This is a genomic window from Parabacteroides sp. AF21-43, from assembly GCF_003635435.1.
In the GTDB taxonomy this organism is placed as follows: Bacteria; Bacteroidota; Bacteroidia; order Bacteroidales; family Tannerellaceae; genus Parabacteroides; species Parabacteroides distasonis.
Map to the genome: position 1 here is coordinate 52,350 of NZ_QTMG01000021.1, position 15,827 is coordinate 68,176.

The following is a 15,827-nucleotide window of genomic DNA, read 5'->3' on the forward strand; positions in this document are numbered from 1 at the left end:
ACGAATTACCATTAGCGACTCTGTTCTAACCACTTCAAAATCTCGATTCCTTATACAAAATCTTCCCCTTAATCTGAATAAACGGAATTTTGCTTGTATCCCGCCAGTCCTGTAAGGTTCGAGATGAAATATGAAGTATCCGGCAAACATCACGGTTAGATAGGAATTTTTCACCGTTCAGGTGCGGAGTACGGTTTTTAAGGGCTTACTGTATGGTATCCAGTAGTTCGCCCAATTCCGTGAAGAAAGAAGCTATGTCCGCTAATTTCTTGTCTAATATTTCCATTATTGTGTCCTTTTTAGTTCCGCATATAGTCGCCCAATACGGAAATGGTTAATATATCCAGTTTAATATTATGGCTGATAGCCGTCCGTTTCAGATTGTAGTTAATAAAAAATCCTTCTTCATCTTCCTATATCTCGTAGGTAGCAAGACTTGCCTGTTTGCTCGTTTCGTTCATGTGGATAACACTAAGTGAATAGCTTTCTCCGCTTCGGTATATGATAACTGTCGGATTCAGGTTTATGCTTTCCCAATTGCCGACCAACCTATCTAAGTTGATATTTTCTGTTTTCATTTTTGCTCTTTGCTTCTTTGTGACTGACTGATTAAATTCTCAATATCCGATACCCGGTAATAACATTTACGTCCAATCTGCGAATAAGGCAGTATGCCGTTATCTCTATATGACTGTAATGTTCTCGGTGATATTTGCAGAAAACTACAAACATCATTATTCTCTAACCATTTTTCTTTGTCCTGATTATCTCCGCATAGATTCTTTATCTGTCGGATAAAATCTTCAAAACGCCCTTTCATCTGCTCGAACGTTTTGCTTTCGATTGCTACTATATCCATACTAAAATCTGTTTTTACTGACTACTGAATTTTTCTCATTGCAATGATTTTCAGGTAAAGGAAAGCAGATTTCAAGCAGGTTTTAAGAAATGGGATGCAATGGCGGAAAGTGGCTGTGTCTGGCGTAAATACTCAATTCCCAAGACATATTTTTTTCTTTTTTTAATTGATATACAACTCATTCATGCAGGGAATAGATAAGGCAACACTTTTTAGAAATTTACTCTTTTTGTGAAGCAAAAAGGAAGAAATTTCTAAAAACCGCTTGCGGCTCGGTGTTGGCGTTCTATTACCGCAATGTACCTTTGTAAATCAAATAAATAAAGAATTATACTATCTCCTATCTTGAAAAGATGAGAGGAGATTCTTCACTGATATTGCATAATTAAAGCCGTCTATTAAGGAGAAACCTAACTTCTTGCCAAATGAACTGCTTTTCTCATTGGTTGATTCAATTCCGACATACTTAAAACCATATTTTAAAGCTATTTCTGTTAAAAAACTGACGAAGTGAGAGCCATCCCTATCTGTTCTTTTTGAAAGCTGATTCGGGCTATAATTAGACAATCAGAGGGAAACAGGCTTTCTAACTTTCGAATACGCAAATAGAAGTCTATCCGGATGTTCCTTCGGGTGGTTACGATATTGTCGGGAGTAAGATATACAAGAGAACAATGGTATCTAAATCGCTTCATCAGGTATATATCTATCGCTTTGCGTATTTCTTAGTATTCATTCATATCATCAATGTTTGACGTTTACTTTCTTAATCCCCGTTTGGACTTCTTTTTCTTAGGTCGTTTAATAGATTGTTCATCATTGCCGTTACCCAGTCCGGGGGTGAGAATACCCAGAACAGAACTTAATCCAACATCCGGTAGAGCGATTGTTTGTTCTTTTTTTCTTTCACCGGAAACTATATTTTGTGAAGTGCTTTGTATTTGGGCAGTTTCTTTCATCTCCCGTTTCTGCATATTGAGCTGGTCGGATATACTGCCGTTCTTCATGGTGTTATAGTATTCAAAAGATTCCGTTAATTCCCGCTTATAACTGAATAGCTTGTCAAATCCCTGTTCTGCTTGTTGGAATAGGTTCTTCCTGTCAAAACCGCCCTTAACTATTCCTTTCTTGGTGTTCTTGTGATTGGTAAGCGGGGATAGCTTTTTCTTATTTGTTTGGTCTTTCCGGCTAACTATTAAATGACAGTGCATATTTAGTTTATTGTTCGACCTGTCCCGACTGAAATGTATCTTTCCATAGAATTTTATATCTTTTGCTGACAACCCTTTGTTGAAGCTCTTAGCGTATTCAGTAATAACTACTTCACGGATATACCGCTTCATGGCTTCGGCTTGTTCCTGTTCGGTGTTACCCATTGCCCGAAGTTCCTTTTCTGACGGGCTGACATGGATAGCATAAAACTTGGCATCTGTTTTAAGTAGCTGACCAATATTGCTGTCTATATCTTTTATAACCTGTGATTTATAGATGTTATCATCCGTTAGATTGAAAAAACCTTCGGTATAGATTCCCTGCTCCATACGCTCTAAGTCCTCATGTTCGCAATAATCCGCTAATCTTCGGCTACTGCCTGCATTATTATACGTGCCTTTGGACGGTGGCGGGAAATCTATATTCATAGGGTTACTCGTTTATCAGGTCGTTTATTTCAGTTCTTAGGTTCTCTTTCCGCTTACCGTCCATTACTCCGCAAGTGGCAAGTTCCGAATACAGGAAAATCAGCTTCAAAAGTTTATTATGATTCCATTCCTGCTTCTTTGATGATGAACTTATAGCCCTAGCAAGGTCATTGATTTGTTTGGCTTGGTTGTTAATTACGGTTGCGTGTTGGTTGAATGTTTCGCTTATTTTTTTCAGAACATTATCCTGCAATTTCCTTGTGGTTTCTATCTCTGATGCTATTAATTCTTTCTGTTCTTTCACGGAAGCATCAAATTTGACGACTATTGAATGGCTTGTGCGTATCATCGGGGTAAGCTGGTCTTCCTCGTACTTCCGAATGAAGCGGATAATATCGTCCTGCCGTTTGTTGATTTTGGCAAGTTCCGTCTTTACCGATTCCGGAGCATCGGCAGGGTTGATATGGGCTTTATCCAGATATAGGAAAGCCTGTTTTGTAATCTCTCCTTTTTTCAGTGAATAGCGTTTACAAAGTTTTTCTATCAACTTGTCCGTTTCCGCTTCTATCGCTATTGTCGTAAATATGATATTTCTATTCTGTTTTGCCATAGTTATAACTATTTTATAGCTATTTATATTTACAACTTGCTCAAATAGAATTGTATATCAATTCGAGTTATAGCAAGTGTTATAACTGTGCTTTATCCTAAAGCACTAAAGCCGAAGGCTTTGCCCCGCAGGGCAAGAGGGAAGAACAGGACTTGTCCAGTTCCCTCTTGCTTCATTTAGCGAAACGAGCCGAGCCACAGGGCGAGGTGATTTCTGCTAAATGGGGAGCGATGGCACATCATCAGGCGGTAACATTACCCGTCTTGTTTTGCAGTGGTTTGCTTATCGAGTTGGTTTTCCTTTTTGAACCGTTCATAGGTCTTACTTTCGGCATTTTCTTGAATAAATGTCCGGATGTCTGCTGCACGGTAATAGGTCTTATGACTTATCGTAAAGTAAGGGAGTTTGCCACTTGCCCGATACCGTTGCAGGGTTCGGAAAGATACTTTTAGCAGGAAAGCTAAATCCTGATTGTCGAGTATTTTATCATTTTCGTCCAATACCTTGTCAGTATTGATTAGCGATTTCAGGTCTTGCCCGATTTCAGAGAGTTTTTTAGATAGTCGCTCCACCCACTTGTCGAAGTTTTCGTTGTCTATATACATTTTGCTTCATTTTTTAGTTGAACATTCAGTTTTCCAATCGATTGATGAAGCAAAGGACGGAAGAATAAGGAAATAAAAATAGAGGAGTCCGGTATTGACCCCTCTATATTATAAATGCAAATTATTATTTATCAACCTGTTGCAAAATCATCTTTTTTCATCTTTATTTTTCAGTGCTTCCGCTTGTCGTTTCTTATATTCTTTAATAAGGACGGCTTTTAAAGCATCCAATGTTTTGGTGAGATTACATGATTTGCGTTTGAAGAGTTCGCTTTGACGGTCATAGATACCGTTAAAACTAAATCCGAAAGCCTGTTCAAAGACTTCCGAAAAAGCAATGATAGTTGGATTCTTGCCTGTGTTGTCGATGATACCACCCAACAACATCAAAGCTGAAAGAATTTCAGTCATACCCATAATTCCAAGATGTTGGAACTTAGGTATGACCGATAAAGGTGATTCAAATGTCAATGGAGTTGCCAAAGGAAACGATTCAGGATGTGTAATTTTGAAATTTAGTAGTTCCAGTTCTGTGCTAATAATTGCCAGTGTCTTTTGTAAGAATAGCTTTTTAAGCGCATTTTTCCCCCTGCCCGTAAAGAGGTACTGTTTCGAGTGAGGCTATCTCAATACGGGTAGCTACAAGAATACGGTAGACTGTGGAATAATCACTTCCATCCCCCACGATTCTTATTTGTTCAACAAATTCGCCATAAGCATTTTGCATTTCTTCGTTACTTACTTCCTGTGAGGTTTCAGACAATAGTCCGAACATCCTCATTTGTAATAAATCATTCATAAGCATAAATTAATTGAATTATATCAAGGAACAGCCTTGTATACTGAATGATTAATGCATTAATTGAATATCCCCTCTTTTATTTGCTTAAGAATGTAAACTTTAACTCCGTGTTTTTCTCCGTCCGTTATAATGTCTTCAAACATTTTCTTCATTTCATTAGGTGAATGCTGGGTATGCCCGTCAAACATAAGGCATAATGCTTCATTACCATAAACCTTCTTGGCTATTGGAATTGCAATAAAGAAAGGTAAAAAGTAAAGCCCATTAGCTTTTACTGCTTTCGGATTATAACCTAACTTTTGACATACCTCTAACCCTTCTCTGATAGCCTTTATTGCTTCCTTTAGAATATCAGAGTTGCTCGCAAAATTCCGTCCGCTTTTAGCTTTCATGATTCCCGCAGACAATCCAGCAGCAACTGCATAGTGGGTTATAAGCCAAATTTTAATTTGATTGTAGATAATTGGTTTGAGATTGGCATCTTCAAATGCATCAGCTATTTTCCGTACTCGTTCAGATATTTCTCCATTCGGTTCTCCTAATGGAGTATGTGATTGTTTTAATCCAGAAATAGCACTATATATACAACCTGCATCTCTGCCACCGCCTACCATAAAGGGAAATCCGAAAAAATATTGTTTCTCGGAAAGATATTTATTAATGCTATCCAAATCATCAATCCACATGTTTTGAAAGAAAAGAATATGAGCGTTTCCTGCTGACTTGGAAAGAACAGGTAGTATTTCTTTCAAATGAAGATTGTTTGTTGTTACAATAATGTATTCAAAATTGTTATCTGCTGACAAGGAATCTATAACATCAGGCTTAAAAACAATATCCTCTATTTCCTTTTTTCCTCCTCTAAAATCTGCACAGTGGATATGAATGCCTTCTTCCTTTATAGCTTGTTTCTTTTCAGGTCTAACCAAAACAGCTATTTCGTGACCCGCTTTTGATAATTGCCAACCGTAGGTAGTTCCTACAATTCCCGCTCCGTAAATTAGTATTTTCATATTGGGTTGCTTATATTCTTATATCTACAAAAAAAGATTGAAACAATGACCTATTATCAGAATAAGGGTCTGCATTTGATAAAAACTCATTCGGAGTGTAACCTGACAGAAATTTCACTTCTCTTATTAAATGAGATTTGTCGTAATATCCACATTTGCAAGCAATTTCATTTAGATTTGCTGAAGAATTCGTTTGCAACGAATGTAGCGTTTTTGAAAATCGGTTTATCTGAATGAACTCCTTTGGGTTTAATCCTACATATTCTGAAAAAAGTCGTTTGAATTGTTTATATCCAAGACAAGCTCTGTCAGCCAATTTAGAAATATTGCTTTCTCCCATTTCTATTGATTGAATAACTGAAGTATATCGCTTATAGTTATAATCTTCGCCACTATTGAGATATCCTAACAAAAAATTCTCTATCAAACAGACAACTCTTTGCTCATCAGGAGTGTCAAGCAAACGTATTTCTAATTCTTTAAATCGTGGGCTTAGTAAGTCCAACCCGACATTTTGTCCTTTAAGCTCACTACCTGACATATTCAATAGCATTTTAATACCAATAGGCTGGAAAACGACTATTACGATATTCAGATTGTCAAAGCACATATTTACGGGTCTAACGGATTGTCCAAAAAGATATGACTTCGGATACAAGCCGTATTCTTCCGAATAGATATTACCTCCCCGATTAAATATTAGTCCTGCGTATCCAGAAGGAATAGCACGTTGTTTGCCTTGACATGTGCTATCTGCGGATAGAAACCAATATTCCTTGACATACGGTGCAAGTAATGGTGATGGCGATATAGACAAAAATCTCTCCATATAAACAATTTAGGCAAAAATAAAGCATATTATTTAAGATTGCGGTGTACAAAAAGGACATTTTTGCTTTATTTGTAGCAATATGAAGCAACTTTCTGCTTCGATGGGGATATTTTCAATATAATAGTCAATAAAACTATTCTTTAAATTTCCAAATTACGACGATTCTCCTTATATTTGTAGTAGGAAATGTGTTGTGAAGAATTTCGCCGCAAAGCAGTGCAAAAATTTGGTGGAGCAATAGCGGGAGATTACTTCTTTTTTGAAAATATATCTATAAGAAATACAGCCACTTAAGTCAAAATGACGATTTCTGGTGGCACCACTTTTAAGAAAAGAGAAACGATGTAAATCCCTAACTTTCAAAGAAGTTTAGGGATTTTTCATTTTCAAGAATAGGTAAAATAAGTGGGACTAAAGTAAACTATACATCCTTATTCGGGGGATAGTTTTAGAAAGCCTAAAATGTTACACAGCACAAGTGCTACTTCGTTTTTTTACAGCACATTGATCTATTTTACATAACCGGGTTCTCGGTTCGATTTCCTAACTTTGTATCATTAAAAATTGAGCCGTATGGAAAGAGAAATATTCAGCGTGTTGTTCTTCATTAAGCGTAGTAAAACGTTAAAAACGGGAAAGTACCTCTGCGTGTGAAATTCTATCAGATTTACCAAGACTTGGAATTGGAGGAAAAGATTGTCTCCGCACGTGCCATAGTAAACCGCTATCAGGGAAAGGACGAAACTTTCAAAACATTATATAATGTGTTCAAGGAGTATAACGACAACTTGGAAACTCGAATGAAACAGATCCCCAATATCCAACTTAAATTGACCCCCGATTTATTTTTCCTAAAATACAAAAAACATCATATAATCAACTCATTAGCTTTCGATTTGTGCTGGGTTTGTAATTTTTATTTACTGCCAATATAGTCATTCATTTCTTCCCGCAAATTTTGCGTAAGGACTCTCCGTGCAGCTCAATTCTTGCGGCTTGGTGAGTTATTCTGTCCATGACTGCGCCGGCGATTGTCTTCTTGCCGATGACATCATACCTGTCTTTGACAGGCAATTGTGATGTAATCAGTGTTGATTTCTTACCATATCGGTCTTCGATGATGTCCATCAGATGCATTCTGCTTCCGTTGTCCAACGGTTGCAAGCCGAAATCATCCTGTATAAGCATATCCGTCCTTTCTATCTTTTTCAGCTCCTACAGGATGCTACCTTTTACCTTGGTGGCCTTCAACTGCCCTAAAAGTCTGGAAGTATTGGCATACAGCACTTTCAATCCTTTCTGGCAGACTCTGTATCCCAAGGCTGTGGCAATGTAGCTCTTTCCTGTACCGGAGCTTCCCATGACAAACAAGTCGCACACCTCCTTGACAAATCTTGTTCATGCTGATTGATTTATTGGGAATACTATCTGTTTTGTCTATTTAATAGATTAATGTAGAATTATGAACTGATTCTGTAACTCTTTTAATGTTTTTTGGGTGGGGCAATTTAAATTGGATTTTGGGGAACTCTTTAGATAGGACAATGGGGGACAGTTTATACCAAATTTTCCACCTGTCAATACACAGAAGAATTTTCATTGTTTATTACCGAAAAATAGAAGCAGTCTCTACAAAAAAAGACTGCTTCTGCTTCATTTCTAAAACAAATCAAAAAACAAATATGCTCAACTATTAATCTTAATTTTCTTTTAAGAAACGGATGATAACACAGGTTTGTCTGATACGGAAAACAAGTGTTCACTAAGCGCCTTCAAAGCATGCACTTTATCTTCCGCTTTCATCACCAACGATACATTACTACTACTTCCGCCGTATGAAATCATCCGTACGGGAATATCTTTCAATGCATTGATGATGCGTGCCTCAAAACCGACATTTTGCCATTCTAGGTCACCAACAACACAAACAATCACCATATTCTTTTCGACTGTAATCGTTGCGTATTTCCGTAATACACCCACAATCTCGTCTATATGCTTGTCATCATCAATCGTTACGGAAACCCCGATATCGGAAGTGGTCACCATGTCCACCGGCGTATTGTAATTATAGAACGTATCAAACACGATGCTCAGAAAATGAGGTGTCGGTATCGTATGGAGCGACTTGATCTTGACATACGTGATGTTGTCTTTGGCGGCAACAGCTTTGATCGTACCCTTTTCCACCGTATTCGAGATCAATGTACCCGACGCATTTGGCTGCAATGCGTTCAAGAGGCGTACCGGTATGTTCTTTTCCTTGGCAGGCAGGATGCAAGTCGGATGTAGTATCTTGGCACCGAAATGTGCCAACTTAGCGGCTTCGTCGAAGTTCAACTGCCTAACAGGAGCGGTGTCATTGACAAACCGTGGATCGTTGTTGTGCATCCCGTCAATATCCGTCCATATCTGTATCTCTTCTGCTTGGATAGCCGCTCCAATTAGAGAGGCGGTGTAATCGCTTCCTCCTCTTTCCAAGTTGTCAATGCTGCCGTAAGCATTCCGGCAGATGAAACCTTGCGTAATATATATTTCTGCCTCTTTGTTTTGCTCCAAAAGTGTATTTAGGTGTTTAGCGATATATTCCATGTCTGGTTCATTGTCCATTGTAATTCGCATGAAGTTCAACGCTGGCAATAAAACTACCTCCACTCCTTGTTCTTCCAGATAGCAGGTCATCAGAAAGGTTGATATTAGCTCACCCTGCGCCAAGATTTCCTTTTCATCGAACATGCTGAAAGGCATATTAGAGAAAGACCAGACATGTTGAGACCGTTCAAGCATGTATTGCATGGCCCTTTCTTTGTAGGTATCGCTTTGGTATAATTCTTCTATATGATTGACATAAGCTTGTTCCAAAGCAGAAAGGATCGCATTGGCTTTTCCCGGATCTTTCTTATGGAAACACTCAGATATCTCCACTAAAGAGTTTGTTGTCCCTGCCATGGCAGAGAGTACTACTATTTTCTGTTCCTGATCGCAAATGATTGATGCGACATTCTTGATCCGCTGGGCAGAACCGACTGAAGTACCACCAAATTTTAATACTTTCATTAGACTATCTGATTTTTGATTTTACTTTTTATACATTGAATCTGATCACGAACGTGCTACCTTTACCGACTTCGCTTTCGATACGGATCGTACCACCATGAGCTTCCACAAAGTCCTTGCTGATGGCAAGTCCCAAACCGCTACCTTGTACTTTTGTTCCCGGCACACGGAAATAGTGGTCGAAAATACTTTCGTGGTAACGCGAGTCAATGCCCTTTCCGAAGTCCTTGACATAGATCTCGACGGCTTTGTCGATCTGTCGTGCACCGATGATAATCCGTCCGTTCTCCGACGAATAACGGATGGCATTCGATAACAGGTTGGTCACAACCCAAGCAATTTTCTCGCTGTCGACAAACAATTTGGTGATCTTTTCAGGATACTCCACTTCGATCTGACAGTTAAAACGCTCGGCCTGTACCCGGTTCGCCTTGATGGCATAGTCGATCAGTTCGATCGGTTTGGTAATCTTCGGATTCAGGTAGAGCTTACCGCTTTCTACCTGTGACATCTTCAACAATTCGCCAGTGATCTCCAACAAACGGTCGCTATTTTCCTTTATGTTCTTGGAAAGGCTCTCCTGTTCTGTATTCAGTTTTCCGAACCGATTGTCTTCCAGCAGTTCCAAGCTCATCATGATAGCCGATATCGGTGTCTTCAGTTCATGAGAGATCGTTGAAATAAAGGTTGTCTTTGCAATATCTTTTTCTTTAAATTCGGTCACGTTCTTCAACAGGATCACATCCCCGACATACTTACTCTCCAGTCCAGTCTGCCTGTTAACGTTGATCGGGATGTATTTTACTTGAAAATAGCTTTCCTTGTTGTCCGCATAGATTTTCAACGGATCCTTATTGTCATCGGGATGTACCAACTGGCGGATCAAACGGCGCAGCAGATCATTTTTTAACGCCACTTCGGGAGCCGGTTTGTCGATAATGTTTTCCCGTGTCAAATTCAAAACAGTCAAAGCCTCGTCATTGACAAACAAAATCTTCCGTTCCTTACTCAAGCCTATGATAGGTTCTGCAATGCTGTTGATAATTGTTTCTATATATTTTTTCCCTTGCAGGATATCTTCCAGCGAACTGTTCCTGTATTCGGCCAAGCGCTCGGCCATCTCGTTGAACAACGTGGCTATTTCCTTAAACTCCGGTTCATTGCCCAAATTAAGCCGTTTGCTGTAATTGGCATTGGTGATTTCCTTGATGCCATCCGTCAATTTCCGGATCTGTACGCTGACCGAGCGTGGCAGGCGAGCCAGAAAGAGGAAGGCGATCACGATACAAGCGATCCCTACCGTCCAGATCCAAAAGAGAGACCTTTCCGCCGTATGGACAGCCACTTCATTCTTTTCATAAATGGCAGACATATTGACTGCCATAATGGTATAAATCGTCTGGCGTATCTGCCGAATCGATTCATCATCCATGTCATCCAACGCCTTTTCACAGTTCGAACTTAATCGGTTAGTCAGTATGTCTTCATCCTTCTCTGTCAGATTTTTTTTCTGAGCTTCCAACCCGGCCTCAAACTCTTTTCGGGCATTCGGATTTTCCCGAATGGCATCCAGTGACTCGAGCATCTGACGGGAATAAAGGAGTGAATTGTAATTATCCGCTAGGATATTCTGCGTGTCATCCGATACATTATGAATGTTTTTTATAGCCAATCCACCTAATAAAGTGATCAGGACAAATAAAAGTCCTATCCCATAAGTCAACTTTGTTTTTATATTCATATTCATGGAAGGATTTTTATGCTAATATTATTAAATCAATGCCTAATTGAGCCAACTCTTCTAACATGTTCCGATAGTGAACCATCGCAAGGATAGCGGAAGGATATTTTAAAGCTGGTCGTCCGATACATAGCGTACTGATTTGCTTTTCTTTACAAACCTGTACGATCGCATCCGTTATATGTGGGGATTGCACTTGAATGATTTCTCCTCCAAGTTCCGTTGCCAACTTGAAATGGTTAAGCAAATGCCTTTGACTTGCCAACGGAATCCTGTCGGAACTTTCTCTTGGGGTTTGTACATACAGTACAAAAAACTTGGAATTATATCGGGTTGCCAACCGTGCGACTTTCCGTATGATCTTACGGGGAGTTTTCTCATTACTGCTGATGCAGGCCATAAACCTTTCGTGGCGTACGCCGAGATTCTCTGGAATGGTATTCTCCACTTTTTTTTCTACCCGCAAAGCTACCTCTTTCAATGCCAACTCCCTAAGCTGAAGAATATGTTCAGCCTTAAAGAAATTATTTAATGCTGTTTGTATCTTATCGGGTTTGTATATTTTTCCGGCTTTTAACCGAGCCAGCAATTCGTCAGCGGTAAGGTCTATGTTGACCACTTCATCAGCCTGCTCCAGTACGATATCAGGAATACGTTCCTTGACCTCAATGCCAACCACGTCCTGCACCATCTCGTTAAGTCCTTCTATATGCTGAATATTGACCGCCGTGATCACACTGATACCGGCATCCAGTATATCCATGACATCCTGCCAACGCTTTTCGTTCTTACTGCCTTCGACATTGGTATGAGCCAATTCGTCAACGATGACAACTTCAGGATGGATACTGAGAATCGACTGCAAGTCCATCTCTTCGATCTCTTTTCCTTTATAAAATATCTTGCGGCGGGGGATGATAGGCAATCCTTCCACCAAAGCCTCCGTCTCGACTCTCCCATGTGTTTCTATATAACCGATCTTGACATCGATACCGCTTTCCAGTAATTGGTGGGCATCAGATAGCATCCGATACGATTTACCTACACCGGCAATCATGCCGATGTAGATTTTAAAATTGCCACGACGAGACTTTTTCAACAAATCTAAAAAATGTTGTACACTTTGTTCTCGGTCCATGCGTATTATTATATCAAGGTCTTAAAGAAATTCCCAAGACAAGATGGGCATCCTCCATACGAGGGTTCCAAATTGCCTGTGTAAAAATAGGTAATGAGAAAGAATCCGTGATTTTGATATCTTTCGTTGCTTTCAATGCAACATTCGTTACTGCAAATCCACTATTTACATCACCTCCATACGTAGTTATTCCCGCATCATACGGAAGAACACCACAAGTTGCATTCAGATCGACGCCCTTCACTGTGAATGGAAAATTCAACTCCACATAAGAAGAATAGTTTTGGTTTCCATTTTCATCTTTGTCTTGACCGGCAAACATGAAATTCCAAGTGATAGACAAAGGTAACTTCTCAATAGGTAAAGTGTAAGCCAAACCTGCTTCAAAATGGTGATCTGTTTCATGGCTTTTGAAGTTAAAATAACGGCAAGAGCCTTGCCCTGCCCACCATAAGCTAGCGACAGATAATGTAGGACCAGCTGATCCGAATGTATACGCTGCCGTTAAATCTATCTCTTTAGCCGCAGGCATAGATGTAGAGTTTGCTCCCTGAAAATCGGTAGATCCCCAGGCTGTCAAAGAGAAATTACCTACCCCCAGTGATAGTGTCGGCTGGAAGCTAGCACCAGTTTGGTAGAAACCACGCCAAATATAGGAACTTACCAAATCTCCCTGTACAGAAAAACTTACTTTACCATCCTCTTCCTGTGCATTAGCCAACGTAGAAGATGCCATTGAGAATACAACTGCCAAGGCTGCTACTTTTTTTACGAATGATTTCATAACCTAAATCTAATTGACTTATTAAAAATTTGTTATTTGTTATTTGATGCTTGATCAAGCGCAACATTTAATTTCAATACATTTACTTTCTCCGTTCCGAACATACCCAATAACGGTTTCTCAACATGAGAATTGACGATACCCATTACCTTTTCTTCCGACCATCCACGAGCGTCCGCTACACGTTTGGCCTGTGCATAAGCGGCTTTCGGTGAGATATGGGGATCCAAACCGGAACTGCTGGCCGTGATGATTTCAGCCGGAACTTTTTCACGGGTTAGGTAAGGATGATGAACCAAGAATGTATCAATACGTTCTTCCAACAAAGCTAAATGTTCTTCATTGGAAGGTCCCTTGTTACTACCTGCCGAACTGGATGCATCGTAACCGTCACCGGCATGGGAAGGACGTCCCCAGAAATAAATATCTTGCGTGAAATTCTGACCAATATTGGCGGCCCCCACTACTTTTCCATTCAATGTAACCAGTTCGGCATTACCCTTATTCGGTCCTGCCACTTGGGCAAACAACCACAAAACGAAAATGTAGAAAACACTGAAGAACAAACAAAATGCAATTGTCAGTCTTAATGATTTAAAAAGATTTGATATCATAATGAATTATTGTTTTATTTTCTTAACCTTCCTCCTATCTTCATACAGAGGGAGGAAGGTTTTTAATATTGATTTTACTTTTACATGAATAAACTTACAATCATATCTATCAACTTGATACCAATGAACGGGGCAATTACACCGCCCAAACCGTAGATCAGCAAGTTGCGACGAAGCAATGCGGAAGCACCGATCGGTTTATAAGCCACACCACGTAATGCCAGAGGGATCAGAATCGGGATGATGATCGCATTAAAGATGATCGCACTTAGGATCGCTGATTCCGGACTGTGCAGGTGCATGATGTTCATCGGGGCCAATGCCGGGATCGTAACCATGAACAGAGCTGGTACGATAGCGAAATACTTGGCCACGTCGTTAGCGATACTGAAAGTAGTCAGCGTACCGCGAGTCATCAGCAACTGTTTACCGATTTCGACAATCTCGATCAGTTTCGTTGGGTCGTTGTCCAAATCAACCATATTACCAGCTTCCTTGGCAGCCTGCGTACCACTGTTCATTGCGACACCAACGTTTGCCTGAGCCAAGGCCGGGGCATCGTTCGTACCGTCCCCCATCATGGCGACCAGCTTACCGTTTTCCTGTTCCTTACGGATATAGTTCATCTTGTCTTCCGGTTTGGCTTCGGCGATATAATCGTCTACACAGGCTTTTTCAGCGATATATTTTGCGGTCAACGGGTTATCACCGGTTACCATTACCGTCTTCACACCCATCTTACGCAAACGTTCAAAACGTTCTTGGATACCCGGTTTGATGATATCCTGTAACTCGATCACACCAATGATGAAATCATCCTGTGAAACAACCAGCGGAGTACCGCCGTTACTCGTGATCTTCTGAACCAAATCGGCCACCTCTTTCGGATATTTGTTGCCGGCAGCCTCACTCATCTTACGAATAGCATCAAAAGCTCCTTTACGGATGCGAGTACCGTTTGCCAAATCCACTCCTGAACATTTAGTTTCTGCCGTAAACTTGATCATCTTTGATCCGGATGTATTCAGATCATGTACACGTACACCTTTTTCACGTCCCAATTCCACGATTGACTTACCTTCGGGTGTATCGTCTGAAAGAGAGGACAGTAGACAAGCTTGTACAAAAGAGTGTTCGTCAATGCCGGATACCGGATAGAACTGGGTTGCTTTACGGTTACCGATCGTGATCGTACCGGTCTTGTCGAGCAGCAAAGTATCAATGTCACCGGCTGTTTCAACCGCCTTACCGGATTTGGTGATCACATTAGCAGACAACGCACGATCCATACCGGCAATACCGATGGCAGATAACAAACCACCGATCGTAGTCGGGATCAAACAAACGAACAAAGAGATAAAGGCCGCGATCGTAATCGTCGTGTTGGAATAATCAGCAAACGGTTTCAAGGTACCGCAAACAACAACGAATACCAATGTAAAACCTGCCAGCAAGATTGTCAAGGCGATTTCGTTCGGAGTTTTCTGGCGAGAAGCGCCTTCCACCAAGGCGATCATCTTATCCAAGAAACTTTCACCCGGTTCGGTCGTCACTTTCACCTTGATCTGGTCGGACAATACTTTCGTACCGCCTGTTACAGAACTCTTGTCTCCACCCGCTTCACGGATCACCGGAGCAGATTCACCTGTGATGGCGCTTTCATCGATAGAAGCCAGACCTTCGATAATTTCACCATCGGAAGGAATCGTGTCGCCGGCTTCACAAATAAAGATGTCGCCTTTCTTCAACTGAGAAGAACTGACCGTTTCGATCTTGTTACCGACACACAATTTGGCAGGAGTTTCTTCCCGGGTCTTACGCAAACTGTCGGCCTGTGCCTTGCCTCGTGCCTCTGCAATCGCCTCTGCGAAGTTGGCGAAAAGCAACGTGGCGAACAATACAATAAACACTAAGATATTGTAACCGAAAGATCCTTGTGTCGTATCACCGGTGGTAGCCGCCCAAATCGTAACAAACAACATGACGAATGTCACCACCTCCACGATAAACATGATCGGGTTACGGAACATCATCCGCGGATTCAACTTAATGAATGATTGCTTCAAACTTTCTATAACGAGCTTCTTTGGAAATAAAGAAGCAGTTTTGTTATTTCTCATCTTCTTAATCTG

General features: G+C 40.5%; 14 protein-coding genes and 4 pseudogenes. 1 reads left to right on the forward strand and 17 read right to left on the reverse strand.

Translation table 11 applies throughout. The features are described 5' to 3' along the window. Nucleotides 1-34: 34 nt before the first annotated feature. The 10 genes and pseudogenes from DWX84_RS14550 to DWX84_RS14600 form a co-directional block, all read right to left on the reverse strand. A pseudogene (locus DWX84_RS14550) lies at nt 35-286 on the reverse strand (helix-turn-helix domain-containing protein). 13 nt (nt 287-299) lie between these two features. Continuing rightward, nucleotides 300-578: pseudogene (locus DWX84_RS14555) on the reverse strand (DUF3876 domain-containing protein). After that, nucleotides 575-859, reverse strand: a complete 285-nt coding sequence (locus tag DWX84_RS14560) for a helix-turn-helix domain-containing protein (protein ID WP_172618173.1) — start codon at nt 857-859, stop codon at nt 575-577. Before DWX84_RS14560 ends, DWX84_RS14555 begins: the two are co-directional and overlap by 4 nt. Nucleotides 860-1,617: 758 nt before the next feature. After that, complete coding sequence (locus DWX84_RS14570; protein WP_122297755.1) at nt 1,618-2,499, reverse strand: DUF5712 family protein; 882 nt, start codon at nt 2,497-2,499, stop codon at nt 1,618-1,620. Nucleotides 2,500-2,503: 4 nt separating this feature from the next. Further along, nucleotides 2,504-3,109: a BfmA/BtgA family mobilization protein gene (locus tag DWX84_RS14575; RefSeq protein WP_122297756.1), complete on the reverse strand. Its 606-nt coding sequence runs from the start codon at nt 3,107-3,109 to the stop codon at nt 2,504-2,506. Between the two features lie 254 nt (nt 3,110-3,363). Beyond that, nucleotides 3,364-3,714 (reverse strand): helix-turn-helix domain-containing protein, encoded by a 351-nt coding sequence (locus DWX84_RS14580; protein WP_122297757.1) that lies wholly within the window; start codon nt 3,712-3,714, stop codon nt 3,364-3,366. Between the two features lie 147 nt (nt 3,715-3,861). Beyond that, nucleotides 3,862-4,131, reverse strand: coding sequence for a hypothetical protein (locus DWX84_RS14585; protein ID WP_122297758.1), 270 nt, complete (start codon nt 4,129-4,131; stop codon nt 3,862-3,864). A gap of 154 nt (nt 4,132-4,285) precedes the next feature. Then, on the reverse strand, nt 4,286-4,513 hold the full coding sequence (locus DWX84_RS14590) for a hypothetical protein (RefSeq protein ID WP_172618172.1): 228 nt from the start codon (nt 4,511-4,513) through the stop codon (nt 4,286-4,288). A gap of 59 nt (nt 4,514-4,572) precedes the next feature. After that, the gene (locus DWX84_RS14595; protein WP_122297760.1) at nt 4,573-5,529 is read right to left on the reverse strand and encodes a ketopantoate reductase family protein; all 957 of its coding nucleotides are present in this window, start codon (nt 5,527-5,529) and stop codon (nt 4,573-4,575) included. A gap of 10 nt (nt 5,530-5,539) precedes the next feature. Further along, on the reverse strand, nt 5,540-6,358 hold the full coding sequence (locus DWX84_RS14600) for an AraC family transcriptional regulator (RefSeq protein ID WP_122297761.1): 819 nt from the start codon (nt 6,356-6,358) through the stop codon (nt 5,540-5,542). Nucleotides 6,359-6,934: 576 nt separating this feature from the next. Between DWX84_RS14600 and DWX84_RS21880 the strand changes: the two are divergent. Further along, nucleotides 6,935-7,149 (forward strand): annotated as a pseudogene (locus DWX84_RS21880) (site-specific integrase); the annotation flags it as partial. A 151-nt stretch (nt 7,150-7,300) separates the two neighbouring features. Here DWX84_RS21880 and DWX84_RS21885 read toward each other — a convergent pair. The 7 genes and pseudogenes from DWX84_RS21885 to kdpB form a co-directional block, all read right to left on the reverse strand. Further along, nucleotides 7,301-7,741, reverse strand: a pseudogene (locus DWX84_RS21885) (ATP-binding protein). Between the two features lie 330 nt (nt 7,742-8,071). Further along, nucleotides 8,072-9,418, reverse strand: coding sequence for an aspartate kinase (locus DWX84_RS14615; protein ID WP_048928194.1), 1,347 nt, complete (start codon nt 9,416-9,418; stop codon nt 8,072-8,074). 28 nt (nt 9,419-9,446) lie between these two features. Next, the gene (locus DWX84_RS14620; RefSeq protein WP_048928193.1) at nt 9,447-11,165 is read right to left on the reverse strand and encodes an ATP-binding protein; all 1,719 of its coding nucleotides are present in this window, start codon (nt 11,163-11,165) and stop codon (nt 9,447-9,449) included. A 10-nt stretch (nt 11,166-11,175) separates the two neighbouring features. Next, nucleotides 11,176-12,297 (reverse strand): sensor protein KdpD, encoded by a 1,122-nt coding sequence (locus DWX84_RS14625; RefSeq protein WP_005868607.1) that lies wholly within the window; start codon nt 12,295-12,297, stop codon nt 11,176-11,178. Nucleotides 12,298-12,310: 13 nt separating this feature from the next. Beyond that, the gene (locus DWX84_RS14630) at nt 12,311-13,081 is read right to left on the reverse strand and encodes a hypothetical protein (protein ID WP_005868608.1); all 771 of its coding nucleotides are present in this window, start codon (nt 13,079-13,081) and stop codon (nt 12,311-12,313) included. Between the two features lie 32 nt (nt 13,082-13,113). After that, a complete protein-coding gene (locus DWX84_RS14635; protein ID WP_044546536.1) occupies nt 13,114-13,695 on the reverse strand; it encodes a K(+)-transporting ATPase subunit C in 582 nt (193 codons plus the stop codon). 80 nt (nt 13,696-13,775) lie between these two features. Then, nucleotides 13,776-15,815: a potassium-transporting ATPase subunit KdpB gene (gene kdpB, locus DWX84_RS14640; protein WP_048928192.1), complete on the reverse strand. Its 2,040-nt coding sequence runs from the start codon at nt 15,813-15,815 to the stop codon at nt 13,776-13,778. Between the last annotated feature and the right edge of the window lie 12 nt (nt 15,816-15,827).

Bases quoted from the DNA above. Each gene is read 5' to 3' on its own strand.
- DWX84_RS14560 (WP_172618173.1), bottom strand. From the start codon at position 859: ATGGATATAGTAGCAATCGAAAGCAAAACGTTCGAGCAGATGAAAGGG.
- DWX84_RS14570 (WP_122297755.1), bottom strand. From the start codon at position 2,499: ATGAATATAGATTTCCCGCCACCGTCCAAAGGCACGTATAATAATGCA.
- DWX84_RS14575 (WP_122297756.1), bottom strand. From the start codon at position 3,109: ATGGCAAAACAGAATAGAAATATCATATTTACGACAATAGCGATAGAA.
- DWX84_RS14580 (WP_122297757.1), bottom strand. From the start codon at position 3,714: ATGTATATAGACAACGAAAACTTCGACAAGTGGGTGGAGCGACTATCT.
- DWX84_RS14585 (WP_122297758.1), bottom strand. From the start codon at position 4,131: ATGGGTATGACTGAAATTCTTTCAGCTTTGATGTTGTTGGGTGGTATC.
- DWX84_RS14590 (WP_172618172.1), bottom strand. From the start codon at position 4,513: ATGAATGATTTATTACAAATGAGGATGTTCGGACTATTGTCTGAAACC.
- DWX84_RS14595 (WP_122297760.1), bottom strand. From the start codon at position 5,529: ATGAAAATACTAATTTACGGAGCGGGAATTGTAGGAACTACCTACGGT.
- DWX84_RS14600 (WP_122297761.1), bottom strand. From the start codon at position 6,358: ATGGAGAGATTTTTGTCTATATCGCCATCACCATTACTTGCACCGTAT.
- DWX84_RS14615 (WP_048928194.1), bottom strand. From the start codon at position 9,418: ATGAAAGTATTAAAATTTGGTGGTACTTCAGTCGGTTCTGCCCAGCGG.
- DWX84_RS14620 (WP_048928193.1), bottom strand. From the start codon at position 11,165: ATGAATATGAATATAAAAACAAAGTTGACTTATGGGATAGGACTTTTA.
- DWX84_RS14625 (WP_005868607.1), bottom strand. From the start codon at position 12,297: ATGGACCGAGAACAAAGTGTACAACATTTTTTAGATTTGTTGAAAAAG.
- DWX84_RS14630 (WP_005868608.1), bottom strand. From the start codon at position 13,081: ATGAAATCATTCGTAAAAAAAGTAGCAGCCTTGGCAGTTGTATTCTCA.
- DWX84_RS14635 (WP_044546536.1), bottom strand. From the start codon at position 13,695: ATGATATCAAATCTTTTTAAATCATTAAGACTGACAATTGCATTTTGT.
- kdpB (WP_048928192.1), bottom strand. From the start codon at position 15,815: ATGAGAAATAACAAAACTGCTTCTTTATTTCCAAAGAAGCTCGTTATA.